This window comes from Salegentibacter echinorum, from assembly GCF_900129445.1.
Taxonomy (GTDB): Bacteria; Bacteroidota; Bacteroidia; order Flavobacteriales; family Flavobacteriaceae; genus Salegentibacter; species Salegentibacter echinorum.
Genome location: NZ_FQVT01000002.1, coordinates 324,649 through 350,559, shown reverse-complemented (window position 1 = coordinate 350,559; position 25,911 = coordinate 324,649). Strand labels below are relative to the sequence as shown.

General features: G+C 36.2%; 20 protein-coding genes. 8 read left to right on the top strand and 12 right to left on the bottom strand.

Features of this window, described 5'->3' with window-relative positions:
• Window positions 1–607 precede the first annotated feature (607 nt).
• The 6 genes from BUA71_RS05145 to BUA71_RS05120 form a co-directional block, all read right to left on the bottom strand.
• A complete protein-coding gene (locus BUA71_RS05145) occupies window positions 608–2,314 on the bottom strand; it encodes a RagB/SusD family nutrient uptake outer membrane protein (RefSeq protein WP_072877412.1) in 1,707 nt (568 codons plus the stop codon).
• A gap of 12 nt (window positions 2,315–2,326) precedes the next feature.
• A complete protein-coding gene (locus BUA71_RS05140) occupies window positions 2,327–5,335 on the bottom strand; it encodes a SusC/RagA family TonB-linked outer membrane protein (protein ID WP_083572040.1) in 3,009 nt (1,002 codons plus the stop codon).
• A 672-nt stretch (window positions 5,336–6,007) separates the two neighbouring features.
• A complete protein-coding gene (agaR, locus tag BUA71_RS05135; protein WP_072877409.1) occupies window positions 6,008–6,769 on the bottom strand; it encodes a transcriptional repressor AgaR in 762 nt (253 codons plus the stop codon).
• 209 nt (window positions 6,770–6,978) lie between these two features.
• Window positions 6,979–7,980: an amidohydrolase family protein gene (locus BUA71_RS05130; protein WP_072877407.1), complete on the bottom strand. Its 1,002-nt coding sequence runs from the start codon at window positions 7,978–7,980 to the stop codon at window positions 6,979–6,981.
• Window positions 7,981–8,291: 311 nt separating this feature from the next.
• The gene (locus BUA71_RS05125) at window positions 8,292–9,236 is read right to left on the bottom strand and encodes a carbohydrate kinase family protein (RefSeq protein ID WP_072877405.1); all 945 of its coding nucleotides are present in this window, start codon (window positions 9,234–9,236) and stop codon (window positions 8,292–8,294) included.
• Between the two features lie 127 nt (window positions 9,237–9,363).
• The gene (locus tag BUA71_RS05120; protein WP_072877403.1) at window positions 9,364–10,503 is read right to left on the bottom strand and encodes an SIS domain-containing protein; all 1,140 of its coding nucleotides are present in this window, start codon (window positions 10,501–10,503) and stop codon (window positions 9,364–9,366) included.
• A 441-nt stretch (window positions 10,504–10,944) separates the two neighbouring features.
• Between BUA71_RS05120 and BUA71_RS05115 the strand changes: the two genes are divergently transcribed.
• A complete protein-coding gene (locus BUA71_RS05115) occupies window positions 10,945–11,745 on the top strand; it encodes an aspartate dehydrogenase domain-containing protein (RefSeq protein WP_072877401.1) in 801 nt (266 codons plus the stop codon).
• 558 nt (window positions 11,746–12,303) lie between these two features.
• Here the strand turns inward: BUA71_RS05115 and BUA71_RS05110 are convergent.
• The 3 genes from BUA71_RS05110 to BUA71_RS05100 all read right to left on the bottom strand — a co-directional run bounded on the left by BUA71_RS05110 (window position 12,304) and on the right by BUA71_RS05100 (window position 16,450).
• Window positions 12,304–13,203 carry a DMT family transporter gene (locus BUA71_RS05110; protein ID WP_072877399.1) on the bottom strand — a complete coding sequence of 300 codons (900 nt, stop codon included), beginning with the start codon at window positions 13,201–13,203 and terminating at the stop codon, window positions 12,304–12,306.
• A gap of 163 nt (window positions 13,204–13,366) precedes the next feature.
• Window positions 13,367–14,752, bottom strand: a complete 1,386-nt coding sequence (locus tag BUA71_RS05105; RefSeq protein ID WP_072877397.1) for an NAD(P)-binding domain-containing protein — start codon at window positions 14,750–14,752, stop codon at window positions 13,367–13,369.
• 771 nt (window positions 14,753–15,523) lie between these two features.
• A complete protein-coding gene (locus tag BUA71_RS05100; RefSeq protein WP_072877395.1) occupies window positions 15,524–16,450 on the bottom strand; it encodes a ketopantoate reductase family protein in 927 nt (308 codons plus the stop codon).
• A 223-nt stretch (window positions 16,451–16,673) separates the two neighbouring features.
• Here BUA71_RS05100 and BUA71_RS05095 point away from each other — a divergent pair, with 223 nt between their 5' ends.
• From BUA71_RS05095 to BUA71_RS05070, 6 genes are all read left to right on the top strand, one after another.
• Complete coding sequence (locus BUA71_RS05095) at window positions 16,674–17,552, top strand: cell division protein FtsX (RefSeq protein ID WP_072877393.1); 879 nt, start codon at window positions 16,674–16,676, stop codon at window positions 17,550–17,552.
• A gap of 464 nt (window positions 17,553–18,016) precedes the next feature.
• A complete protein-coding gene (locus BUA71_RS05090) occupies window positions 18,017–18,604 on the top strand; it encodes a YceI family protein (RefSeq protein ID WP_072877391.1) in 588 nt (195 codons plus the stop codon).
• Between the two features lie 25 nt (window positions 18,605–18,629).
• On the top strand, window positions 18,630–19,889 hold the full coding sequence (locus tag BUA71_RS05085) for a hypothetical protein (protein WP_072877389.1): 1,260 nt from the start codon (window positions 18,630–18,632) through the stop codon (window positions 19,887–19,889).
• 142 nt (window positions 19,890–20,031) lie between these two features.
• Window positions 20,032–20,607 (top strand): YceI family protein, encoded by a 576-nt coding sequence (locus tag BUA71_RS05080; protein WP_072877387.1) that lies wholly within the window; start codon window positions 20,032–20,034, stop codon window positions 20,605–20,607.
• A 283-nt stretch (window positions 20,608–20,890) separates the two neighbouring features.
• Window positions 20,891–21,172, top strand: a complete 282-nt coding sequence (locus BUA71_RS05075; protein ID WP_072877380.1) for a hypothetical protein — start codon at window positions 20,891–20,893, stop codon at window positions 21,170–21,172.
• Window positions 21,172–21,564, top strand: a complete 393-nt coding sequence (locus tag BUA71_RS05070) for a group III truncated hemoglobin (RefSeq protein WP_072877378.1) — start codon at window positions 21,172–21,174, stop codon at window positions 21,562–21,564. Before BUA71_RS05075 ends, BUA71_RS05070 begins: the two co-directional genes overlap by 1 nt.
• Before the next feature lie 109 nt (window positions 21,565–21,673).
• On the opposite strand, the gene BUA71_RS05065 is transcribed toward BUA71_RS05070, so the two are convergent.
• The 3 genes from BUA71_RS05065 to BUA71_RS05055 all read right to left on the bottom strand — a co-directional run bounded on the left by BUA71_RS05065 (window position 21,674) and on the right by BUA71_RS05055 (window position 24,825).
• Window positions 21,674–22,435 carry a universal stress protein gene (locus BUA71_RS05065; RefSeq protein WP_072877376.1) on the bottom strand — a complete coding sequence of 254 codons (762 nt, stop codon included), beginning with the start codon at window positions 22,433–22,435 and terminating at the stop codon, window positions 21,674–21,676.
• A gap of 87 nt (window positions 22,436–22,522) precedes the next feature.
• Window positions 22,523–23,554 (bottom strand): response regulator, encoded by a 1,032-nt coding sequence (locus BUA71_RS05060; RefSeq protein WP_072877374.1) that lies wholly within the window; start codon window positions 23,552–23,554, stop codon window positions 22,523–22,525.
• Between the two features lie 35 nt (window positions 23,555–23,589).
• On the bottom strand, window positions 23,590–24,825 hold the full coding sequence (locus BUA71_RS05055) for a PAS domain-containing sensor histidine kinase (RefSeq protein ID WP_139277062.1): 1,236 nt from the start codon (window positions 24,823–24,825) through the stop codon (window positions 23,590–23,592).
• 202 nt (window positions 24,826–25,027) lie between these two features.
• Between BUA71_RS05055 and BUA71_RS05050 the strand changes: the two genes are divergently transcribed.
• A complete protein-coding gene (locus BUA71_RS05050; RefSeq protein ID WP_072877372.1) occupies window positions 25,028–25,786 on the top strand; it encodes a DUF481 domain-containing protein in 759 nt (252 codons plus the stop codon).
• Window positions 25,787–25,911: the final 125 nt, after the last annotated feature.

The window sequence follows — 25,911 nt, the reverse complement described above, 5'->3', positions numbered from 1 at the left end:
GTTTTGTTTTCAACAAAACATTGATAATTTAATATTTATCTCAAAAGTGCTTAATATCAATAGCGTCTTAAACCTTTTTTTGGAGGTACTTTGTAAGGACTTACTATAATTGGGTGCGGAGAGCTTTGTATAATAATTGGAATGATTTTCTGTAATACGATTTCTATGGCTGACCTATCGAAAATTTATCGTGAAATTTGAAGTGAAAATTTAGGCTGATTGAGCCAAACGGATTTTTTAGACCTATACTAAAGGTCACCGACGAGTTTTCCTAATCCCATACTACGGAAGGGATCGAACGATAGATTTAGAGAAAGTGTAGCCGGTCCTTAGCGAAGTCACGGTATTAGCCTATACTTTTTTGTTTCTTTTTGGGTAATGCAAAAAAGGAAAAATTACATTAGAAAATTTAAAGATAAATTCTGCGCTAAAATTAATCATAACAATACTGGTTTAATATCATTATTCTATTAAAGAAACCCCGTATTAAAATTTTAAACGGGGTTCTTTATATAACGCTGAAGTTTGGCTAATTCTAATATTTAAAAAACTTCTTCGTAAGTAATATTGGCATCAAGTCTGGAAAAACCACATTTCCATCTCTTATCTACTGCGTTGGATTTTGCGTTAATGTACCGGGGTAGGAGTTAATGGCATCCTGCGGAATATAATAAACTACGCGAAAATCTGTGGCTGGGATATCTTCAAACTGTTCGTGAGGCCCCGGGTACTCACGGCTCAACTCCTTTCCATTACGAAACACATCATAGCTGCGTTCTGCCTGGTAGGCAAGCTCCAATTGACGTTCTTTGTCAATTCTTGCACTAGCGTTAGACGCATCTAGAGCGGCATAGCCTCCATCTACAATAGAGCGCTCTCTTATTGTATTTAGATCTTCCAGGGCAGCAGTGTAATTTCCTAATTTGGCATAGGCTTCGGCACGGTTTAGGTAAATCTCGCCCAAACGACTAATCACAGGCGAATGCAAATGGGATTCCTCTCCTTCTAAAGAAGCCTTAGTAATATAGAATTGCGGATATACCCGATTAAGAGTAATATAATTATCTATAACCCCAGTATAGGTATTACCGTCTTCATACTGAATAGAGTACACACCTTCATTAGCATTTACTGGCTTAAGACTATACGTATTATCATCTTCGGTTGCAGTTATACTACTACCGCTACGTGTAATGTCTGCCTGCACATAATTTAAAACACCATCTTCTTTCTTTACAAAACGAAATACCTCATTAAATTCTCCTGCATCGTTTTCTTGATAAGTTGGTCTAATAAAGGAAGCTCTTGCATCCACCATATTGTAGCTCTCTGGTCTCCAATCGTTACGATCAGTTTCGTTAAGCAATTCAATATATTTGGCGCTGGCATACATTTCTCCCCAACCCATACCTCCTATATTGGCATACATTCCGCCAACACCATAATAGTGGTCATTACCAGAAAACTCTGAAGCTACACGCTTTATAGCAAAGATAGTTTCTGCATTATCTTCTGGAACAAACGTGTTATATTCCATAAACTCCTCTCTTGGCAATAGTGAGAATTTTCCTGAATTAATTACCTTGTTTGAATACTCTACTGCAAGCTGCGCATATTCCATATTAGGAGATTCATAAGTACCGCTCATATATAAGTAAATACGTGACAACATAGCCTGTGCTGCTTCTTTTGTCGCATAAATTGACTGATTATCTAAGGTGAGCATTTCCTCTGCTTTCTTCAGATCATTAATAGCCTGCTCATAACTTTCTTTTACGGTTGCACGATCTGGCAGTTCAAGATTAATCACATCATCTGGCGTTCCATTAACAATTGGTACTCCTAAATTACTTTCTGGGTTTTGGTAATAAGGCCGTCCAAAAGCCCGGGTAAGGTAGAAGTACATCATCCCTCGAACATAATAAGCTTCACCCAGGTTATTGTCTATCTTTTCACTTTCGCCTTCTGCGATCATATTAATGATATTGGAAGATTGTGCAATAGCTTTATACCCTGAATCCCAAAACTGAGTCAAACGATAGTTATTTGGAGTTCGGGCATAGGAAATGAATTCATAGAAAGGGTCTGTCGAAGAACCGCGAATCATCATGTTATCCCCGGCATATTCTCCCATTCTATGCATAGGATCTGACCAGGATTTTAACTGGGCATACATCCCATTTAGTAAAGCTTCCAGGGAAGCATCGGGATCATTTACAATTGTTTCAGAATCCATACTTCCATGTGGCGGTCTATCAATATCGCAGCCTAAAAGTGCTGCCGTGGTCAAAATGACTATAAATATTCGTTTCATATCTTTTTCGATTTAAAATTTCACGTTAAGGCCTAACATAAATTTACGGGTAGCAGGATATACTCCGGGCCCCGTTGATCCTAATATAGCGCCATTACTTTCATTTACCGGTATTTCGGGATCTACTCCAGAATAATCTGTAATCACAAACAGGTTTTCACCAGATAAAGATATTCTTACATTATCAATATTATACTGACTAAAATCAAGGTTATAGCCCAAAGTTAACGAACGTAACTTTAAGAAATCACTTTTCTCCAGGTAACGCGTAGAGGTAGCATTGCCTTTATCCTGATTGTTATACCTTGCCACAGGATGTGTTGCTATATCGCCGGTTTTTTCCCAACGGCTCCAGCCTGGTCTTAGCTTCATTTGGTTGCGATCTGTATAGGTTCCATCAGAATCATATTCCTGTCTGGAATAGTTGTAAATCTCGCCTCCCAGGGAATATCCAAAGACTGCATTAAGATCAAATTGCTTATACGATACCGAAGTGGAAAATCCTCCAAAAAGATCAGGAGACATTTTTCCGGTTTTTTCAAATGTTGCTTCAGAATAATTGGATGTAGTAGTTCTGGAAAGTTCATTTCCATCGTCATCTCTTTCTACTACATACCACATTGGCAATCCATTTTCAGGATCTACACCGGCCCATTCTTTTAAATAATAGGTATCAACAGATCTACCGGGCTCCAATATTCGTTGTGCAGAACCTGCGATTCCCAAATTATCGCCTACAATAATGGGTTTTACCACATATTCTCCACTGGCATTTTTTGTTTTATAAAGTTTGGTCAATTTATTCACATTATGACCTACATTTAAATCTAAACTCCAGGTTAAGCTTTCATTACGAATAATATCACCGCCAATGGCAATTTCAATTCCCTTGTTTTCCATTTCGCCTATATTTTGCCAAATACTGGTAACCCCCGTCAAACCGCTAATTGGAACGCGGTACAAAATATTTTCAGTGTTTTTTTCGTAATAATCGAAGGTAAGCCTGGCACGGTTATTAAATAAGCCAGCGTCAATTCCCACACCACTGGTATATGTTTTTTCCCAGGTTAAGTTTTCATTTCCTATTTGACTAATCAAGGCACCTGGATTTCCATTGTAACCAGATCCTGTAGAAACACTATAAAGATCATATTGAGGATACAAAGAACTAGGTCTGTTCCCTACAGAACCATAAGATGCTCGCAGCTTTAGCGCATCTACCCAATCGGCATTAAACCACTCTTCTCTATTAATGTTCCATCCCCCACTAACGGAGAAGAAATTTCCGTATTTAGCATTATCACCAAAATTTGAAGCACCGTCTCTACGAAAAGAAACCTGCCCCAGGTATTTACCATCGTAATCATAATTTGCATTGAAAAGGAATGACTGTACAGCCCAATCACTAATGGCGCCTTTGGTACGTTCGGGTTTGCTTACCACATCTAAAACCTCGAAGCCAGGAATAAATCCGGTACCGTAAACATCTAAGGTTTCATTTTTATAATCGTTAAATTCATACGCTAATAAACCGTTTACATCATGCTTGCCCCAACTTTTGTCAAATCTTAAGATCTGGTTAGTATAACGACGTGTAACTTCAGAGCGGTATTCCATTATTCGGCCATCTACGCTTTCGCCAGCGTTAGAACGAGGATCTTCGTAACCTTTTGATTTGTAACTGGTATAGCGAAAATTATTTACTGAAGAAAAAGTCAACCAATCTGTAAGATCAACATCAAAATCGAGGTTCCCCATAAACTCATAATTTTTATTGGAAGAATGGTTCCATTGAAGATCGTATAAATAATTGGTGCTGGCACTATTCACCCAATCACTAGATCTGTGTGGTACCAGGTCACCATTCTCATCATAAGGGCTATCCCACGGAAGATTAGAATACATCGCTGTTGTAGAATACTGCCTGTCATCTACATCACGAAGAGAACCAGACAAGGAAGGTTTAATTTTCAACCAGTCTGTAGGTCTGTATTCGGTTTTAAACCGGAAGTTATAACGTGAATAATCATACCCCTTAACAGCTCCCTCCTCATCATAAAAACCAACAGAAGCATAAGATCTAAGAGTTTCGCTACCTCCCTGTATAGATACATTATAATTTTGAGTAAAGCCAGTTCTTGTAGCTACATCCCACCAATCAAAGTTACTGTTTCTTAATTCGGGATTCCAACGTGGAAAAGATATCTGGTCTGCATTGGAAAAAGAAGCGTAATAATCATACAGCTCCGCACCATTCATCATTTCCATATTTCCGTTATTGAGGTCATTAAAACCTACTTTAGCAGAGACATTGATGGAAGTTTTACCAGGCTTTGCACTTTTAGTTGTAACTACAATAACCCCATTTGCTCCCTGGGATCCGTATATGGCTGTAGAGGCAGCATCCTTTAAAATTGTCATGGACTCAATATCATCTGGGTTTAATTCTCCCGGTCCAGATCCTACTATCACACCGTCTATAACCCATAATGGACTGGTAGTACCGCTTAAGGTTGCCTGCCCCCTAATAACGACTCCACCTTTGGCACCCGGTTTTCCAGATCCCGGTGCAACAAATACTCCAGGAGCCTTGCCATTCAACATATTTTCCACAGATGGTGTAGTAACGTCTCTCAATTCGTCACCTTCTACTGTTTGTAAAGCACCGGTTAGACTTTCTCTTTTTTGGGTGCCATAACCAACTACAACAACTTCATCTAAAGCTGCTGCATCTTGTTCTAAAACAATATTGAATTCTGTTTGGCCATTCACCGCTATCGTTTTGGTAGCATACCCCAGGTAACTTACTTCTAAAACAGCATCACTGGCCACTTCTAAAGTGAAATTACCATCAAAATCTGTCATGGCACCGTTAGAGGTTCCTTTCTCGATAATATTTACACTTGGTAAAGGAACACCGGTCTCATTCTCCACAACAGACCCGGTAATCTCAATTGTCTCCTGCCCCAATAATATAAGTGGCGCGACTAGCATTGTGAAGGTTAATATTAGATTTTTCATGAAATTAGATAATTGTTTGATTAATATTAATAAACCTAACGTTAAAATTGAATTAAATGAAACACTAAACTTTCGTATTCTTTGCTAAATTATGTTTTTCATGAAGCTCACCAAATTCTTTCTTAAATAAATATTAATTTTAACTTTTTGAATTAAGCATTATTTTATTTTGAATTTTTTAAAGAAGAAAAAAATAGAAATAAAAATATTAAAGAAGTGCAGAAGCCTTCTCCTCAGTTAGGTAAGTATCTATAATCACAAAAAAAGCGTTAAGCAGAGGAAAGATCCTGTTAATTTTGAAAATTAATTACCTTTAATTACTTAAGCGTTTAAATTAAAGGATATTTAAGACGGCTCAAACGATCAACTACGTTATGATTTATTATTGATTTTTTTGCAGTCTCTACCCGATAAAGTCGGGCACCAGAGACTCTAAGCTAGATTTTTATAGCAAACCATATAAAAAAAGAACACAGCAATATTCTTAAGAACAGTCCTGAAATTAATTCCCAAAAAGATTATTAGCAAAACTGCATTATAGAAGTAAATTACCCCGGTACAAGACCACGAGGTATATTATAAATGAAAGTTATTAAGATTTCCAGGCATTCCCGCAGCTATCGAGATAGAGCAATTAAATCTCGATTATCAAGCAAATACTGCAAAAATAATCTATTCTGCTATTATCACCTCAACATTATTCTTTTGCAGCATTTCGATCATTGACTGCTCAATATACCTGTCGGTGATAAATTTGTGAATTTTTTCAAAACCACAAATAAAAGCCAAACCAGATTTCATAAACTTAGAGGAATCAGCCACGATAATAACCTCTTCAGCAACTTCAATCATCAATTGATTCAAATAAGCTTCTTCCATATAATGTGTGAAGATTCCAAGATTATCTTTTATCCCATCAACTCCCAAAAATAACTTATTACAGTAAAGCTGCTTAAAATTTCGCTCGGCCATAGGCCCTACCAGCGACATACTAAATTCTTTTAAATAACCTCCCGGCATAAATACGTCTAATTGTTTGTGCTGGGAAAGGTTATTCACAATATCCAGCGCATTGCTGATTACCGTAAGACTATCAAATTTTTTCAAATTATTAGACAATTCGAAAGTAGTAGTTCCAGAATCTAAAATGATGCTATCTTCTTCATTTATAAGGCTTGCGGCTTTTTTTCCTATTAGACGCTTTAAGTCTATATTTATTTTTTTCTTTTCAGAAACATTTAAAGCTATATTATTGGTTTTAAAAGCACCGCCATGCGCGCGAATTAATAACTTATTTTTTTCAAGCTTATCCAGGTCATTTCGAATAGTCACCTCACTAACTCCCAATAGTTCACTAAGATCCCTTACATTAACCTGTCCTGTCTCATCTAATTTTTCCAGAATTAATGATCTACGATATGCTGTTTTTTTCATAAAAAAGAATTGTGATTAATAGATTTCTAAAATAAGACTTCATAACCTAATAAAATCATAATTATGTAAAAAATTTACGTATTCAATATTTAAACTTTCGTTTTTTTAAATAGTGAAAAAAGCTATATCTTACAAAGGAATTATATAATTGAAATTCAATAACTTACAAACAACATTGTAATACAAAAAATTGAGGGTTCTGAAAATAATTACTTGCAATTATTTTTAAAACCGTAAGTTTTTTGCGCATTAACTCTAAAAAGCTTTTCTAAAATTGTCTCGGGAAGAGCGAGCCCTCTAAAACTTCCTTCAAACTGCGGCGCCTCGAGAACTTTTGAAGTTGAAAAAAATTCCCAATGGTATAACCATAAATTTCTAAAGTGCTCAGCAAGATCTTTTTCCTTCATAGAACCGTCATCTATCACATCTGTTCCGTAAATAATCCTGTCCTGGTACTCAATAAAAAAATCTCGTACTTTCTCACGGTTTTGCATCGCTTGAAATTGTACATGACATATTCTTCCGGCCACATCGGTTTTTGAATTGGGAAATTCTTCTAAACGTTTTGCGACCTCCTCCAAATTATACTCTAAACTAAATAGATGTAATCCCACAAATTTCAAATCGGGATATTTTCGTAACACATTATCACGTGCCTGCATATGCCTCTCATAAGAAGGATAGTTGGGCTTACTATGCATATAATATTCAGGATGATTCAAAAAATACTCCCTATCACTTTCTACTGTCATTTCGTCTAAGGCTAACCAACAGTTTCGGGGTTCTCCCTGGTGCCCTACCAACAAAATATCATTCTCAATAAGATACTCAAAAATTGGATTAAAACGCGAATCATCAATCATTACAAAATTTCCATCATCATCCTTAAAGTTTTTATCCATCCCAATATTTTTCCATATTTTAACTCCAACAGCCCCATTCGCCACACCGTTCTCAATTTGCGACAAAGCGCGGGGCAACCACTCTTTAGTGTTCCAGTATTTATTGTCAAAGCTAGTTATATAGGCGATTCTATTTGGATACTCTTGCTGTAATTGTTGAATAACAGCTTCCTGTCCCTTGAGACCTTCAAAAAAAGGAATTGTGGTGTTTATGGACAAAAAGCGCGCTCCAAAAACTTTGGCCATCTCAATTTTAGCGGTAGATTTAGTGTTTAAATGTACATGTGCGTCTATAAAATTATCTATCATTCTTTTAAATAAATTTTCTGAATGTCAATTGATTACTCATCAATATCATCAGACCAAATTACTTTCAGTAATAAGCAGAGCTGTAATTAGCAAACCCTGTCTTGAAAATATTCGGTTAAAAAAGGGTTCTTTCTCAGTTTAGTGTTTAACACTTATTTTTTTCACTAATTTAATCATTTTTCGTCGTTTGGAAGCCCAAATCTACCGCGATAATTGCACTCATTTTTGAAGATAAACACCTTAGGCCTGGAATTTAGTGTTACGAACGTAATGACGTAAGCAAACTTGCAGTCTTACTTCTAAGAAATTTATTAAAGTACCCGTTTCTTAATTTCATCTGCTTTTTTGCGAATTTCCTCTGCTGAAGTGAACGCCGCGGTACCACCGGCGCGGGTTGTGTTGAGGGATCCCATAAGATTGGCATATTTTAAACAGTTTTCCCAGGAAGCCGCATTTAAATACTTATGGATAAATCCTGCGTTAAAAGAATCGCCGGCACCTACAGCGTCTTTAAAATCTTTATTTAAAAGAGCGCCCTGCCTGTACTCTTGTTCACCTGTAATGAGTCTTGCCCCTTGCTCACCCATTTTAATTACCAAAACATTTGCATAATCTCTAATATGAGCAATCGCAGCGGTCAAATCGTTTTTTTTACAAAGGCTCAACAATTCGCTATAATTAGGAAGGAAAATATCTACAAATGGAAGCGTATTTTTATAATCAAATTCCCATTTATCATCTGGATCTACCTGCAAATCTAAAGAAGTAGTAAGTCCCGCTTCTTTCATCCTTTTAAATATTTCTGTAATATCTTTTTGTATCCCTTTTTGTAAAAAGTAGTTTGAAAAATGGAAATGATCGTATTCCTTAAGGTCTTCCCAGGGAATATCTTTAATATTCAAGGCTTCCATCGCACCACAAAAAGTGAGGTTTGCACAGTCTTGTTCGTAATTCATCACAACAGTTATACCCGTTTTTAAAGTGTCTGAAGTACTTATATAACGAGTAGAAACCTTTCTTTTCTGAAGTTCCTGTTTTAAAAATTCACCAAATTTATCGTGACCTATTTTACCGCAGAATGTTGTATCTGTCCCCATTGCCGAGATATTAGAAGCCATAATTGCTGCCGAACTTCCCAGGGTAAATTCCATCTCACCGGCCAGGGTTTCGTTCCCAATCTTTGGAAACCCTCTAATATCATTTAAAATAAGATCTACGTTAAGCTCACCAACAACTAATAGTCTTTTATTGTTCATTCCTAAGTAATTTAAGCTTTTTTCATCCAAAGGTCGCTTGCTCCTACCCCACTCTAATTAATTTTGATCTGTCATCATTACCGGGCAATGCAATGTTACGTGTAAGAATTTGGATAAAGGTTTAAAATCATACCGATAAATATTTTGGGTGATCATAGATAGTCACTCCTTCAACGACACGACTTATAGTTCCAGATTTGGAAGGTTCATCTGGATTTAATCCTAAAGCCAATGATTTATAATAACCTAAAATTTGTCCTACCAATGCTGCAGGTATAATATTCAATTCTTCACATTTTCCAAAATTTAAATTCAAGTTGAAGCAAGGTGACAGGCCTTCTTCCCTTTTTCTTCCTATTGATATACAAGTTATATTTCTGGGATCTTCAGCAATATTTTTTGCAAGATCTAATTCATACTTATAAACGTGTTCCATTGGGGAGAATAAATAGACCATTAATGTTTTAGTATTTGTTATCGCTCTTGGACCATGACGAAATCCTAAAAAAGAATCATATTTGCAAATTACTGCTCCATCAGACAATTCCTGTAATTTTAAATGACATTCTTTTGCGATACCCAACATCGTTCCAGAACCTAAAAATACAACTCTGTTAAATTCCCTGGTCGCCATCATTTTAAAAGAATCCCAATGATCTAAGATTAAATTAGCTTGCTCCATAATTTTCTCTATTTCAGCTTTGGCTTTTTCGAAATGTTCCTTCCTAAAGACAAGCAACAAACTTAATAACATGGAGGTAAAGCTCCCCGTCATAGCCAGGCTTTGATCATTGGCTTCTTCTGGAAGCAGGATGGCACAGGCATCATTTGGGTTTTCACAACCATAACGTGCCAACTCCCCTTTGCTGTTACAAGTGATTATAAGATGGTAAACATTCTTGCAAAACCCATTTACCAAAGCTATTGTCTCTACACTCTCGGGACTGTTACCAGAACGTGCAATAGAAACTAATAAGATAGGCTTGTTTTTTGGTAAATAAAGTTGTGGATGAGTAACAATATCCGTAGTAGCAATAGCACTTGTAGCACATCCTGTATAATTTTGCACCAGGCCCTGCGCGGCATCTCCAACGAAAGACGAAGAACCGGCACCGGAAAGGATAATATGGAGATCGGGTATTTCCAGAATTGGGACTAAAAATTCTTTTATTTCTTTTTGCCTGGAAATCAAGAGCTCGAAAACCTGTTGCCATAATTTTGGCTGTCCTTCAATTTCTTTTTTTGTATAAAATTCTTTACTATTCATATTCTAAGCACTTGTATAACCAGTTTGCAATAATTATCCTGATTAATATTTCATTTTTCAACCTAAAACAACTCACAACTTAATAATTTTTCAATGATTCCCGAAAAGTAAAATAAAGATTTCGAAAGATTTGTTTTTTATAATTTAAAAACCAATCTTTTACCAGAAAGCAGAATAAATATTGAACCTTATTTCGAGCTTTTCTATAATTTTTACTAATTGTTCAGGTTAAGCTCGATTTAATCCTACTCTTTTTAGAACGGAAATCAACAAGCTTAACCCTAGAGTACGAGCTATGCGTCCTAAAAAAGTTCTATTATTTCCAGACAGGTCCAAAAGAAATGAATACCGATGCAATAAAATTTAAGGATAAAATCGAATTACAGCGCTTTTTATACGACCACTTTTTTTAATCTATTAAATAACGTAATTTTCAAAAATATGGAAAAGAAAAAATTAGCTATTGTTGGCTGCGGAAAACTTGCAAATATTATCGCAGGTGCTTATAATGACGGACTTTTATCAAACTATCAATTTACAGCTGCCTACTCCAGAAGTAAGGAAAGTGCTCAAAATTTTGCAGATAAAATCTCTTCCTCCCAACAAAATTCCTGCAAAGTGTGTAGCGAGCCAGAAGAAATGCTCAATACTCAACCCGATATTATTATTGAAGCAGCAAATCCGCAGGCTTTTAAAGAAATAGCCCTTCCGGCTTTAGAAAAAGGCATTTCAGTTGTCACTTTATCCATTGGAGCTTTTGCAGACGAGGAGTTTTTAGAAAAAACGAAAGCTATTTGTTTAAGAACCGGGGCTAAGATCTATATTGCCTCTGGTGCCATAGGAGGTTTTGATGTCCTTAAAACAGCGAATTTAATGGGTTCCTCAAAAGCTTCTATACACACTACCAAAGGCCCCAACTCTTTAAAGAAAACCTCGGTTTATCAAGAGGATATGCAAGAAAAAGAACGCAAAGTTTTTGACGGCAATGCAAAAGAAGCCATTGCACTTTTTCCCACTAAAGTAAATGTAGCTGTTGCAGCTTCTCTAGCCTCTGTTGGACCGGAAAAAATGGATGTTTCAATTACCTCTGTTCCAGATTATGTTGGAGATGAGCACCGAATTGAGATAGAAAATGAGCAGGTAAAAGCGGTTATAGATGTATATAGCAAGACTTCAGAAATAGCAGCCTGGAGTGTAGTTCACAGTCTAAGAAATATCGTCTCACCCATTGTTTTTCATTAAGCAATAAGAATAAACTACCTCGTGGACTTATCACGAGGTTTTTTCCTTTTATATTTTAGGTCACAGTTACTCCAAAAAAAAGCCTCTTCCCGAGTTCACGGAAAAAAGCTTCTCATTGGTTAGCCAAAATCCCCACAACACAGGATTTTACTTGGCTAAATACATCCCGTTTTCACGGGACAAACAACACAACTTAATCTTTGAGATTAGCAATTAACCCCAGTATTTTATTTTTATAGCCCAATTCAACTTTCATAAAAATTAAGACCTAAAAATCTTGATTTCATAAAGAAGGCTGGCAAATATAAGTATATTTTATCATTCAGCAAGCTAAAACAGCCTACTCCTTAATAAACTAATAAATATTGTTCGATTAAAGAGTGTAGATCGCTTCACTGAAAGAGAAAAAACAGAGCTACATTTTCAGCATTAACCCGGAATATTCATTAAAATCACCTCAATGCTATACTGCGACTAAGTTTTACCATCCCGACTTCTCCTAATTAGATCCTTTTCACTAACCCGGATATAAACTAATCAACTTAACGTGACGTCGGCTTATCTTGGCGTTACCTGCGGCTTTTTCTTTTTCTCCCTAATTAAATAAATTCCTATTAAGATTAATAATCCGCCAAGCACATACCAAATGGTAAATTCCTCACCGTCTAAAACCCCCCATAGTACCGCCACGACCGGCAATAAATAGGAAACCGTGCTGGCAAAAACTGCCGAAGTATCCTGTATCAATTTATAAAATAAAACGATAGCCGCTGCTGTTCCAATTACGCTAAGAATACTTAAAAACCCAAGAGCGTGCAGCGTTTCATTATTAAACTCAAAATCCCGGAAGAAACCGGTAAACATCAGGATTATAAAAGAAGGAATCATCCAGATACTAAAAACACTACTGGAAATATGTAAAGAACGCACATGTTGCAACTTATCTTTAATTATAAGTGCTGAAACTGCGTAAGAAGCAGAGGCCAAAACCATTAACAACGAATACCACACCTGATTTCCTTCAGAGTTTACTTCAGAAAAATACAACAAGGTTGCAGCGCCAATAAAACCAATTATAGCACCAATTACCTGCTTGTACCTACTTGTAATTCCGAAGAACAAAAAGCCTAAAAACAATACAAAAATTGGCTCCAAACTATTAATAATCCCAGCCAGGGAACTACCCACCCTGGTTTGCGCTATAGGAAACAAAAACATAGGCAGGAAATTACCGAAAAATCCTGCTGCAGCCACCCAAAATATGGTCTTAGGTTTCATTTTTCGAATGGCCGGCACTCCTATAAAAGCTAAAAGCAAGCCAGATAATCCTACCCGAAAAGCTCCAATTTCAAAAGGCGAAAATACCAACAAGGCCTTTTTAATTAAAATAAAGGAACTACCCCAGGTAAGGGCCATAATACATAATAAAAACCATTTGTTTCTTAAAAAAGCAGGCATAATCAATAATTCTAAAATAAAAAATGCCGAAAGAGGTTCGGCGTTTCAGGTTGCAAATATCTTCTTTTTATTTCGAACTGCTTTGCACTTTTCCAAGAATTACCGATAAAAAAACCGCGACATGGAGCATATATCGCGGCTTTATTGTTTGGAGTTTAAAACTTTACAATCTGTCTGAAACAAACTCCTCTTCTTCCTTCACTTCTTCTTCAAAGAGGTAACGTTCCTTACTATCATCCAGTTCATCCATCCAGTCGGTATGGTGATCGGCTGCCATAGTTCCGGTAACCACACTTTTATAGGTTTTATCGCGATAGGTAAGAATATTCTCTTCTTTATCCCGCAACCACTGTTTGAAAATTTCTGAAACCTTATCCACGTTAAAATCGGGATAATCAGACAGCGATAAGAGGTCTTTAATGTAATCTGTTTGAAAATCTACGTGGTCTGCACCGGTTTCTAAAGCCTCATTACGCTCCAACCACTTGTCCATATCTACACGTCGTTCAGCTTTTGTAGGCAGGTCTAATTTTCCCATAATATAGTCACGCGCAGCCCAGGCCTGGGTATCGAACATATTAAACGTATAATATTGATCTTGCATACCTAAATAAATCAACTCCGGTAAATCATTGTAGAAAATTCCCTTATAAAGTTGATCGGGATAAAGATTATTTTTGGTTTTTAACCGCAGCTCATCGGGTAGAAACGGAAATTTATGTTGATACCCGGTACACATAATTACTGCATCATATTTCTCTGTAGTACCATCTTTAAAAAAGGCGGTATCTTCTTCAAAATGCGTTAATAATGGCAATTCTTTGATTCCTTCTGGCCAGTCCACACCAATGGGATTGCTGCGATAACTAAGGGTTACAGAATTGGCTCCATGTTTATAACATTGCACTCCAATATCTTCTGCAGAATAACTACTTCCTATGAGCAATAGGTTTTGATCCTTAAATTGATCTGCTCCTCTAAAATCATGGGCGTGAATTACATTCCCCGGAAAATTCTCTATTCCCTTAAAATAAGGCATATTTGGAGTAGAGAAATGCCCCGAAGCCACTACCAGGTAATCAAATTCTTCAGAATAGGTTTTGTCAATTTTTAAATCGTCTAAATGCACGGTAAACTTTTTTGTCTCCTCGTTATATTCTACCCATCTTGCAGTGGTGTCAAACCTAATATAATCACGTGCCTTGCTCTTCTTAATACGCCCCTGAATATAATCGAATAATACAGGTCGCGGCGGGTATGATGAAATGGGCTTTTCAAAATGCTCATCGAAAGAATAATCTGAGAATTCCAGACACTCCTTAGGCCCGTTAGACCAAAGATATTTATACATGCTACCGTGAATGGGCTCTCCATATTTTCCTACCCCTGTTCTCCAGGTATAGTTCCACATACCACCCCAATTACTCTGTTTCTCAAAACATACAATCTCTGGCACATCAACTCCCTTATCCTTAAGGGCTTCAAAAGCACGAAGTTGTGCTAAACCACTAGGTCCAGATCCAATAATACCAATACGTTTGTTATTCATAAATCTTAAATATTTAATTAATAGTTATCGGGAAGTAACTAATTCCATTTTCAATTTTTCTATAGCAATTGTTTGAAAAATTTAGTTCCCGACCGGTTTTTTCTATGCGCCACTTCTAGTCTATAAAAGAAGCCCACAGATCCTCCTTTAATTTCAAAATAATTTAATTTTCAAACCGAAAGATAATACGCTATTTAAGCAAGTAATCCAAAAATTTATTCATTATTAAGAAAACACTAACCCCTATGCAATTCACCACACATAAACCTATCTATGAATCACTTTTATTAACATACTAAAAAGAATTCCGACTATAATTTTAATTTTTCTGATTAACTATTTATACTTCTAATATAATTTCTACTGGAAAATATGAATTTAAATGCAGAAGCAACATTATTCTTTCTGAAGACATGACAGGAAAAATAAAACCTTGGATTACGGAAAACCGTATTTTTTATCAGTTTCGAAGACTTACTTTTGAAGTAAATTAGAAGACGAATTAAAACAGCATTAAACAACGCTTTAAAGAGTTGCGGGAAAGATTTGATGTTCACAAGAATCCGCATTTATGGAAATTGTGAAAGATTTACCATTAATAAAAAGAATGCCGCATCTGGGTACTGTAGCGAATTGAGTAGGGTTAAAACGCTTCCCCCCAGATGCCGGCATTTTTACTCGATAATCGAGATTTAAATGCTCCGTCCCGATAGCTACCGTGATGCCTCGAAATCAAAATAAGCCTCTTTTATAATACCACGTGGTAGTTTATTACTTTTTCCTTGCTTCTCGCTCCATAGGCAATAAAAGCTCATAAAGCATTTTATTTACAGGAGTAGGCACTTTTAGTTTTTCGCCTTCTTTTACAATAAACCCATTAAAATTCTCTAATTCTGAGGCTTTGCCGGCCATAATGTCCCGTTGGGTAGAAGCAGTAGTATCTTCAGCTTGATTTTTAATAATTTCAAAGGTTTGATTGAGGTGTTTTTCTTCTATAGGAATTCCCTTTGCATTGGCCACTGCCTTAATTTCACTAGCGGTTTTTTGCATAAGTTCAAACAAATATTCCCGCTCCCTTATTTTATCGATTGAAACCCGTGTTAAACCACCAATCCCACTTATTGTGGCAATAAACAAGAATTTTTTCCAGATTTCCACCTGGATATTTTCCGGATTATTATTAGTGATTTCAGCTTTGTCAAAAATAGTTTTAAGAGCTTCTATCCTTTTAGTTTTAGAATTATCTACCTCGCCAAAAGTTATACGGGGATCAAAAGCAACGTGTTTTATCTTACCGGGTTTTTCCATAAAAGAGATAAGATGGCAAAGTCCTGCCAGTATATTTTTCTTCGGAAAGATTTCCAAAAGCTCTTCTGCATTATTAGCACCGTTTTGCAAGGGTAAAATCATTGTTTCTGAAGTAATAATGGGTTTCAACTGAAGCGCTACGTTTTTAAGCTGCCAGGATTTCACGCCCAGGATTATAAGGTCTGGCGTAGGCACTTCTGCCAAATCGCTGGTCACTAACTTTGGCTGCACTTTAAAATTTCCATTAATGCTCTCTACTTCGAGTCCATTTTCCTTAATTGCTTCCAGGTGTTTTCCACGGGCGATCATTGTTACATCAAAACCTGCATTGGCGAGTTTTCCGCCAAAATAACCACCCACACCCCCACTTCCGAAGATTAAAATTTCCATAGTATCCAATTTTGAAGCATAAAATTAATGAATTCAATTTTGCTACTGGCGTTTTTCCATGTTGAACTAGCAGCACTCCACGCTGTTTCAAAAATAATGGGAATTAAATAAGGTTTTAGGTGCTGAAAAATTACTGAGTTCGCTAATTTTTTTAAACTTTAGACGTTTTAAACATATTGCAAGATTATCTTTTTTATTTTTACAAAAAATCTAAGGTCGCCCTATGAGCACATCTTTTGAAAAGTACCAAAAACGCCGGTTGATATCGTCCTATTTCTCGGTAGTGATTAGTATTGCTTTAGTACTTTTTTTATTGGGAATGTTGGGATTATTGGTTTTAAATACTAAAAAAGTAGCCGATCACTTTAAGGAGCAAATTGCCCTTACCGTTTATTTGGAAGATTCGGCTAAGGAAGTAGAGATCGAACAGCTTAAGAAAAGCCTCGCGATGGCAGATTATACTAAATCTACCAACTATGTCTCTAAAGAAGAAGCGGCCAAAAAGCACAGCGAGGAGATTGGGGAAGATTTTATGGACTTCTTAGGTTACAATCCGCTGCAAAACTCCATAGATGTTTATATGAACGCCGATTTTGTTTCTGGTGAGCAGGTAGATAAAATCGCGACAGACCTCACTGAAAAAGGCTTTGTAGATGAGGTGGTGTATGACAAACCTTTAATTGCACTTTTAAACGAAAACGTACAAAAAATTAGCTTTTGGGTACTTATTGCCAGCGGAGTCTTTACATTTATTGCTGTACTGCTTATTAACAGCTCCATAAGACTTTCGGTTTATTCTAAGCGATTTATCATCAAAACCATGCAAATGGTGGGCGCCACAAAAGGCTTTATACGTCGCCCTTTTATTTGGCAAAGCATTAAACTGGGCATTATTGGCGCTGTTCTTGCCTTAATTGGGATGGCAGCGATGCTTTTCTACCTGGATAACAGTTTTCCCCAACTTCAGCTAACGGCTGATGTTAACCTGCTGGTAGGTCTCTTTCTAGGAGTATTTCTTATAGGCATCATCATCACCTGGCTTAGCACGTACTTCGCTACTTCCCGATTTCTAAACCTAAAAACAGACGAGCTTTATTACTAACTGATCGTTTTGAGCTTTTCGGTAATCTTTACTTGGAGCAAATCAAAAAGCTATACTTTGTACAGATATATCAATACTAATCCTCTCCTGTCTTGGATATGGGCTTTTACCATTCTCCAAAGCCAAGTAATCTCCATTTTTTGGCTCTAGCTGTCTTCATGATTTTATATACCAAAAAGAATAGCCTTAGTTTTTTCTAAAGTGATATTAATTATTGGCTTCTAATTTTTAAGCCTGTTTCTTACCAATCATAAGGTCTAATTTACCCAAAAATCAATAAGCTTATTTAGACTTAATTTGGCTCTACGAAAACGTTATATTAATCACAACCTACTAATAAACAGCAGAATACAAATAACACAATCATAATTTATCGTTAAAAAAACTTCAGTAAACCTGATTTTCCTCATAAATAACTCAGCATTCATTCCCCATCTTTGTACCAAACTTAAAAACCTAATATTATGAACTTTTTTAAATCATACAAAGTACTGTTTACCGGAGTGATTTTTATGCTCTTCACCACTGGAAGTCTTTTTGCTCAAAATTTCAAAATGGATCCTTCTTCAGAAATAATTGTTGAAGGAACCTCAAATATCCACGATTGGGAAATGAAAACAGACTCCAAGCAGGGGATGGCCATACTCAAAATGCAAGATGGCAAGTTAACTGAAATTAGCAAGCTTCAAGTTAGCGTGCTTGCAGAGAGCCTGGATAGTGGAAAAGGCGGAATGAATAAAAATGCCTATAAAGCACTGGATACTAAAAAGCATAAAAATATTGAATTTAGCCTCGATAAAGTCAAAAACATCTCAGCCGGTGCTAATAACTCCTATACCGTAGAAGGTTTGGCTAGTCTAAAAATTGCCGGCGTAAGCAAACAGGTTCCGGTTAGCTTCACGGCTACTGTAAAGGGAAATAAACTTAAAATAAATGGGGAACAAAAAATTAATATGACCCACTATAAGGTAGATCCTCCAACAGCTATGTTTGGCACCATTAAAACCGGTGAGGAAGTAACTGTAAAATTTAATTCATCATTCACTAAATAATTATTCAATTTTAAAAATCGTAACTATGAAAAATTCAATCAAATATCTCGGCTTAATTGCATTTGTTCTCTTTGGTTTACAAATCCAAGCTCAGGACAGGGACCTGGATAACTACAGGCTTCCAGACAAACGCGGCATTAATGTGTTTGAAGCGCCAAAAGATACCCTTACAGATTTCGATGGCGTGCATGTGAGAATTGGTGGTTCATCTACTATTCAATTTCAGGCCATAGATCACGAAAACTCTGGCCAACCCTTAAAAGAAATTGGCGATAACTTTAACCTGGCAACGGCCAACTTAGACCTGGACGTGGTTTTATATGACGGTTTAAGAATGCACCTTAGGACTTATTTATCTTCTCGTCACCACCCAGAACCTTATGTAAAAGGCGGGTACATTCAGGTAGATAAATTGGAGTTTGTAAAAGAAGGCTTCCTGGAAGATCTTATGAAAAAAGTGACCTTAAAAATAGGACATATGGAAAACAACTATGGTGATGCGCACTTTAGAAGATCAGACAACGCCCAGGCTATGCATAACCCATTTGTTGGTAACTATATAATGGATGCTTTCACTACAGAAGTTGGTGCAGAGGTTTACTACCGTGACCGTGGATTTTTAGGAATGCTTGGATTGTCTAATGGAAAATTAAACCAGGCCGTAGATAACCCGGGAACTACTGAAGCCTCATTCCTTGCCAAAATAGGCTATGACAATTATGTGGCTGAAGATTTAAGGGTGAGATTAACAGGATCTCTTTACCACACAGGTAAATCTGCCAACGCTTATCTTTATGCCGGGGATAGAGCAGGATCGAGATATTATATGGTTTTGGAAAACCCAGAAGCAACTTCAAGTGGAAACTTTAGGTCTGGACGTTACAACCCCAACCTTAGAAACGAACTTACTTCTTTTATGATTAACCCTTTTGTAAAGTATAAAGGTTTAGAATTCTTCGGAACTTATGAAAGAGCTAGTGGAAAAGCCACCGATGAAGCCAGCGATAGGGATTTTGACCAAATTGCAGCAGATCTTGTTTACAGGTTTGGAAATAATGAAAATTTCTTCATAGGCGGTAGATATAACACTGTTGAAGGAACTGAGATAGGTGGGAACGATATAGACATTACCAGATATCAGGTAAGTGCAGGTTGGTTCTTAACCAAAAATGTATTGGCCAAAGTAGAGTATGTAACACAGGACTACAACGGCTTTAACCCAGGAACAATTCTACACGAAGGAAACTTTGAAGGACTTATGCTTGAAGCAGCGATTAGTTTTTAAGTGAGTGATGAGCCCCGGTTAGTATCCAAAAGATATTTGCCGGGGCTTTTTTTCTTATCAAACTCATTTTTTAGCTTAGAAATTACGATTGTAAAGCTATTTTTTATTCTTCTTTACGTAGAGGATTTAAAATTAGAAATATATGAAGACCATTTTTAACATATTGCTGTTTTTCACCCTGGGACTTTCGGTCCAGGCACAAAATATACAAACCCGGGAGGTTACAATTTTACCCAATAGTAGCCTAAGTATTTCAGGAACTACCAATATCAATACTTTCGATTGTGATTTTAATGTACTGAGTTTCAAAAAGCAAGCTTTTGAGGTACATTATACAGATAAGGACCGTGTTCTTCATTTTAAAAACAGTGTACTTCCCTTGGAAAACAAATATTTTGACTGCGGAAACAGGAAAATAAATAAAGACTTCCACAAACTTCTCAAAACAGAAGAATATCCGGCAATTTTTTTAACGGTAAAAAAAATAGATATGAGTCGCGGTGAAGATGCCGTGGTTACCTTAAGTTTTACCATCGCCGGGATAGAAAACGATTATAAATTTCCCATAGAAGTTTCATGGGAAAATCAACTTCGCTTTAAAGGCAATCTACAGCTCAACATTAAAGATTTTAATCTGGAAGCACCCAGTAAAATATTTGGTCTTATTGTATTGGAAGAAGAAATTGAAATCAATTTTAACCTGAATATTCAAACCTAACATTATATAAATCCTAAGGATGTCATCTTCGTAAACCTTACATAAAGTCCTACTTCTTATTTCTATAGCCCATCAAGATTTTATGAAGCATGCATTTAACTGTTTTAATTAAGTAAAAACGATAATATTTTAAGAATAAGTGACTATCTAAAAAGCACTTTGACTTGTCATTGCAAGGATTTTACTTTTGAGACAGCCACTTTTTGTTTATGATTGAGGTCATAAAACCGCCTGCAGTTTTTCAATAATTTTACAAAGATTTTTAAATGAAAAACTAGGCATCATGAAACTTTATAAAAATATATTGTCAGACTTTGAAAAGATGAGTCTGGGGCATTCTACGATAGGAATTATCGCATCCAGCTGTCTTGGCTCTGTCGCTGCGATGTTTATTCTTGAGAGCGGGCATAGCTTTTTGTATATGTTCGAACTTTTTTTGGTGGTAAGCGTGTGTATGGGATTCAACGCAGTAGTTTTATTACAGCTTAGACCAAAAATTATACTCAATACACTTATATTAAGCCTGGTAGTTTCCACTATATTTATTCTTTTAAACATTTTTTAATGCAAAAGCAAGATTTACAAAATAGGGAAGACGTATATAGGCTGGTTTCCAGTTTCTACAAAAAAGTAAGGAAAAATCCAGAAATTGGTTATTTCTTCAATGAGGTAATTAAAGATTGGGATGAACATTTAAATAAATTAACCGACTTTTGGGAGAGTCATTTATTTGGAAAAGCTATCTACTACGGCAATCCTAAAATAGCGCATATAGAAGTAGATCAACGCAATAATGAACAAATAAGCTCTTATCATTTTGGAGTGTGGTTAAATATGTGGTTTGAAACAATAGATGAACTTTACGAAGGTGAAAAGGCCCAACGCGCTAAGACCAACGCCCGTAAAATGTCTTCGAATCTATACTTAAAAATGTACGAAGCGCGCTCCAGTAAATAATTCGTATTCTTAGTACGTTTTTTGCTATATAGGACAAATAGCGCTACGGTAGCCTCGTAATATTGCAAGTTCTTACGAATGCCTGGAATTTCTAAAACTAAAGCTGTTCTTAACCGTGTAATATAAGCACCGGTGGCCTGCTATTATCGTCTTTTCCTGAAACCGGTGGATGTAGCAATAATTCTTCTGAAACTTTTAAATTCCTCGCCATTAAAACAACGAGATTGGCATTGGTTTTGGCCTTTTTCCAAAACTGTCCCCCTAATTGATCGGCAACCTCTATTTCACTGAAGTTAACAGCCTGCGGACTCAGTTTTGAATTGATCTCATTTCGATAGGAGTTTAGTTTTTGCTTATCGGCGGCATTAATTTCCCAAACATTAAAAACCGAAAGCTTTAACAGCGGAAGTTTTTTAAAAACACCAAGGGTTTCGCCGTGTAACATCACTCCATAATCTATAGGAAAGAGTAAATTTTCCCAGGGCTTAAACTCCTGGTTCTCTGCAACTGTCAAAACCGGGCATTTCACCTTCCTTATAACGTTGTAAGTATTATTGCCCAAACCTTTTATTCTAGATGAACTTTTGCCCGAGGCTCCCATAACTATTAAGTCTATATTTTTCTCGGCAACTATTTTCCTGGTAGCATCTATAAGGTTATCGTTGCTAAAATTAGGACAAAATTTATGTTTAGCAGCCCTATTATTTCCCTGAGAGAGCTTATGGATAAAGCGATCCATCAATTTTGTTTCTGTACTACCTGAATTTAAAATATAAAAATTTGAAGCAGATTTAGATAAATTAAGAGCATATCTCGCCGCATTTAGCGAATGCCCCGAATAATCTGTTAAAATCAAAATATTAATAGCCATAGCTCTATCATCTAATTTTTGCGGTAAAAATAGGATGAAAGCCCCGAGACAAATATGATAGAAATCAGTTCATGGCAAAAAAGCGGTTTAACTTATTTTTTCAAGTTTCTCGGCATCAATAAGTTTCACATTTCTACCTTCAATTTCTATAAGACCCTCTTTTTTAAAATCTGATAAGGTTCTAATTAAAGTTTCTGAAGCTATTCCTGCCACCCCGGCAAGATCGGAGCGGGAGATCCTAATGCTATGCAGTGGATTCTTCTTTATTTTATGGGCAAAAAGTAAAATTGTACGGGCAGTTTTTCTTCGCACCGAAGCATAGGCTATTTCTAAAAGTTGCTCTTTTACCCCCAATAAATGATCGCTTACTTCTTCCAGCAGTTCCATCCCAATGTTACTGTTTTGCTTTAAAATTTCGGCAAAATCTTCTTTAGAAGCCACATACAACAAACTATCTTCAATGGCTGTGGTATATTCGCCATAAACAGAACTCTTATTAAAACTTAAATTTCCGAAGAAATCACCCTCTTTATAAATTTCAGTAATCATCTCTTTACCGCGGCTATCAAATTTATGCGCTTTAATTACTCCGCGCTCTACCATATAAAAATGTAGGGAAGATTTTCCTTCTTCATAGATTACATCCCCTGCTTTATGCTGTACACGTTCCCTTTGACGCATCATTTCCCTAAATGCCGTAAGATTTTGCACTTTGTCCTCTTCGGGTTCTTTAGTTTGAGATTTAAGTATCTCTACCTTGGCAATACGACTTTCTATAGCGCTAAGCAACTCGGCTTCTTCAAAAGGTTTGGTGAGATAATCGTCTGCACCAAGATCCATGCCCCTTCTAATATCTTTATGTTCGGTTTTTGCTGAAAGGAAGATAAAGGGAATACTACTGGTTTTTGAATCCTTAGAAAGATTTGTTAACACATCATAACCGTCTAACTCGGGCATCATAATATCGCAAACGATGATATCTGGCAATTCAACTTTTGCTTTTTCCAGGCCTTGTTTACCATTGGCAGCGGCGACCACCTCGTAATCTGATAATTCTAACAACTCTGCCGTGTTTTCACGAACGGTCACATCATCTTCAATTAAAAGTATCTTTTTCATTCTAATCTTTTTTCAATTTCAACTACGTTTGGTAATTATCTATCCTGGTTAGGTAATTCTACCGTAAATTTTGAGCCTTTATTTTCTTCGCTTTCAAAAACTATGCTACCGCCCATATTTTCTACGTGTACCTTTACAATATTTAATCCAATCCCGGTACCCTGGTCAAGCAGGGCGTTTTTTGCCCTAAAATAACGTTCAAAAATATTCTTTTGATCCTTTTTGGGTATCCCAATTCCCTCGTCTTCTACTTCAAAAATAATCCTATTTTTCTTCGGAAATATTCTAAAGTAAATAGTGGAATCCTCTGGTGAATACTTTATGGAATTGCCTATTAAATTTGAAAGTACCAATTCTAAAATCCTTTCATCCTGATAGAGGATGACATCTTCCATATCCTTTTTATATACTATTTCCTGGCCGTATTTTAAAGTAACATTCGCATTGTAAATAACTTCATTCACCAGTTTATTTAAGCTAAAGGCGGTGTATTTATAATTGACATTGCCAGATTCCAGGCGTTCTAAAGAAAGAAAATCATTTAGAATATTATTGAGGTACTGGACTTTATTTTTTATTGTGGTTAAATGTTTGTCCCGTTTCTCCTGTTGTTCCTCCTTTGTGTATTTACCGGCCAAAGTTGCCGAGGTTAAAATCCCACTTAAAGGGGTTTTAAATTCGTGAGAAACTAAAGATAAAAAGCTGGTTTTTAATTCGCTAAGCTCTTTTTCTTGTTTAAGAGCTAGTGTAATTCGCTTTTCGGCTTCTCTTCTTTTAGTGATCTCCTCTTCTAAACTTTTTACCGTATGACGCAGCTCCTGGGTGCGAACTTTAATCTTACCCTCCAGTTCATTATTCAATTCTTTAATGCGCTTTTGATGTTCTTTTCTTGCACTTATATCTACAATAAGCGACATTACATAAGATTCTCCATCAATTTGAAATGGATTAAGCCCCGCTTCTACAGGAAACTGAGTGCCATCTTTTTTTACGCCATATAATTCTCCTTTTCCATGCCCCATTTGCCGCTTCTTCCCATCTTTCATAAACCCCTTGAAATGTTTAGGATGTTTATGCTTATACTTCATAGGGATTAGAATGTTGAGGTCTTTACCCAGCAAATCTTTTTTTTGATAGCCAAACATATTTAATGTGGCCAGATTTGCACTAACTATTATTTGTTGATCGTTTACCACAATCACACCTTCTGAAGCAGCTTCAAACAAGGTGTCAAAAATTTTTTCATTCTCATTTAGAAAACCCAGGGACACATCTTTACTTTTAAAATTTACGAAAACGAAATTACAAAGTGTTTGGCTAAATATTAAGAAAAGACGGTTTTAATTTCAATGGAGAAATAGCAAGGGAAAGCAGCGACTTTTTACCTCATCAAAATTAAGAATTCAGCATAAATTAAAGCATATTTTAAAAAAGTGAGATTAGTGGTTATATTTACTTTCTTAATACAATTATATGCTTAGACATTTTATACTCATTCTATTTCTTATTTCAACCATAGCAAATGCACAATTGGTTAACATTGAAGGAAAACGACTACAAACCGATTCTATTCGTTTTGCTTTAAATGCCGATTTCGCTTTTAACCATACCAATAACGATGGCACTAAAGTGAACCAGATAGATGGAGCACTAACTACCCAGTTTAAATCTAAAGATTTGAGAAAAATATACCTTTTCCTGGGAACTTATAAATTAATAGATTCTGATGCTAAAAACCTGCAAAACTCCTGGTTTTTACATGGAAGGTTTAATTATAAAATGAATCAAGTATGGCGATTGGAGTCTTTTGTGCAGGGACAGTACAATCAATTATTAGTAGTAGAGCAGCGTAATTTAGTAGGTGCAGGATTGCGCGCTAAATGGATGGATGAAGAAAATTTCACCGGCTACCTGGGCAATAGTTACATCTATGAAGTAGAACATAGTAATAAAGCAAATACCAGGGAATACAACCATAGGAACAGCACTTACCTAACTCTTTCCTACGTTCCGGAATCTGAAAAATTTTCAGTGGCGAACACTTTTTATTATCAGCCATTGTATCATGATTTTGGAGACTATAGGATTTTAGAGCAGTTTCGTTTAGATATCCCGCTCTCCAACTGGTTTAAGGTTTTTGTAATTTATGACTATTATTTTGACAGTAAAACCCCGTTAAAAACCCGGGAATATACCTCAGAGCTCGAGATTGGGGTTGGGATAAGTTTGTAAGATTTAATTTTCTGATTTAACGCTAAATCTTTGAAACAAAATAAATAGTATCGTAAAATTTACATACTTTCTATCTATTGAAGTCAAAATTGAATGTCTAGTTAAAAAAGTGGCGCACATTTCCG

What these genes read in the sequence shown, in the direction of transcription:
- BUA71_RS05120 (WP_072877403.1), bottom strand. Translation starts at nt 10,503, where the DNA reads ATGAATAGTAAAGAATTTTATACAAAAAAAGAAATTGAAGGACAGCCA.
- agaR (WP_072877409.1), bottom strand. Translation starts at nt 6,769, where the DNA reads ATGAAAAAAACAGCATATCGTAGATCATTAATTCTGGAAAAATTAGAT.
- BUA71_RS05080 (WP_072877387.1), top strand. Translation starts at nt 20,032, where the DNA reads ATGAAGACCATTTTTAACATATTGCTGTTTTTCACCCTGGGACTTTCG.
- BUA71_RS05130 (WP_072877407.1), bottom strand. Translation starts at nt 7,980, where the DNA reads ATGATAGATAATTTTATAGACGCACATGTACATTTAAACACTAAATCT.
- BUA71_RS05060 (WP_072877374.1), bottom strand. Translation starts at nt 23,554, where the DNA reads ATGAAAAAGATACTTTTAATTGAAGATGATGTGACCGTTCGTGAAAAC.
- BUA71_RS05125 (WP_072877405.1), bottom strand. Translation starts at nt 9,236, where the DNA reads ATGAACAATAAAAGACTATTAGTTGTTGGTGAGCTTAACGTAGATCTT.
- BUA71_RS05070 (WP_072877378.1), top strand. Translation starts at nt 21,172, where the DNA reads ATGCAAAAGCAAGATTTACAAAATAGGGAAGACGTATATAGGCTGGTT.
- BUA71_RS05065 (WP_072877376.1), bottom strand. Translation starts at nt 22,435, where the DNA reads ATGGCTATTAATATTTTGATTTTAACAGATTATTCGGGGCATTCGCTA.
- BUA71_RS05115 (WP_072877401.1), top strand. Translation starts at nt 10,945, where the DNA reads ATGGAAAAGAAAAAATTAGCTATTGTTGGCTGCGGAAAACTTGCAAAT.
- BUA71_RS05145 (WP_072877412.1), bottom strand. Translation starts at nt 2,314, where the DNA reads ATGAAACGAATATTTATAGTCATTTTGACCACGGCAGCACTTTTAGGC.
- BUA71_RS05110 (WP_072877399.1), bottom strand. Translation starts at nt 13,203, where the DNA reads ATGCCTGCTTTTTTAAGAAACAAATGGTTTTTATTATGTATTATGGCC.
- BUA71_RS05140 (WP_083572040.1), bottom strand. Translation starts at nt 5,335, where the DNA reads ATGAAAAATCTAATATTAACCTTCACAATGCTAGTCGCGCCACTTATA.
- BUA71_RS05050 (WP_072877372.1), top strand. Translation starts at nt 25,028, where the DNA reads ATGCTTAGACATTTTATACTCATTCTATTTCTTATTTCAACCATAGCA.
- BUA71_RS05100 (WP_072877395.1), bottom strand. Translation starts at nt 16,450, where the DNA reads ATGGAAATTTTAATCTTCGGAAGTGGGGGTGTGGGTGGTTATTTTGGC.
- BUA71_RS05105 (WP_072877397.1), bottom strand. Translation starts at nt 14,752, where the DNA reads ATGAATAACAAACGTATTGGTATTATTGGATCTGGACCTAGTGGTTTA.
- BUA71_RS05095 (WP_072877393.1), top strand. Translation starts at nt 16,674, where the DNA reads ATGAGCACATCTTTTGAAAAGTACCAAAAACGCCGGTTGATATCGTCC.
- BUA71_RS05085 (WP_072877389.1), top strand. Translation starts at nt 18,630, where the DNA reads ATGAAAAATTCAATCAAATATCTCGGCTTAATTGCATTTGTTCTCTTT.
- BUA71_RS05090 (WP_072877391.1), top strand. Translation starts at nt 18,017, where the DNA reads ATGAACTTTTTTAAATCATACAAAGTACTGTTTACCGGAGTGATTTTT.
- BUA71_RS05075 (WP_072877380.1), top strand. Translation starts at nt 20,891, where the DNA reads ATGAAACTTTATAAAAATATATTGTCAGACTTTGAAAAGATGAGTCTG.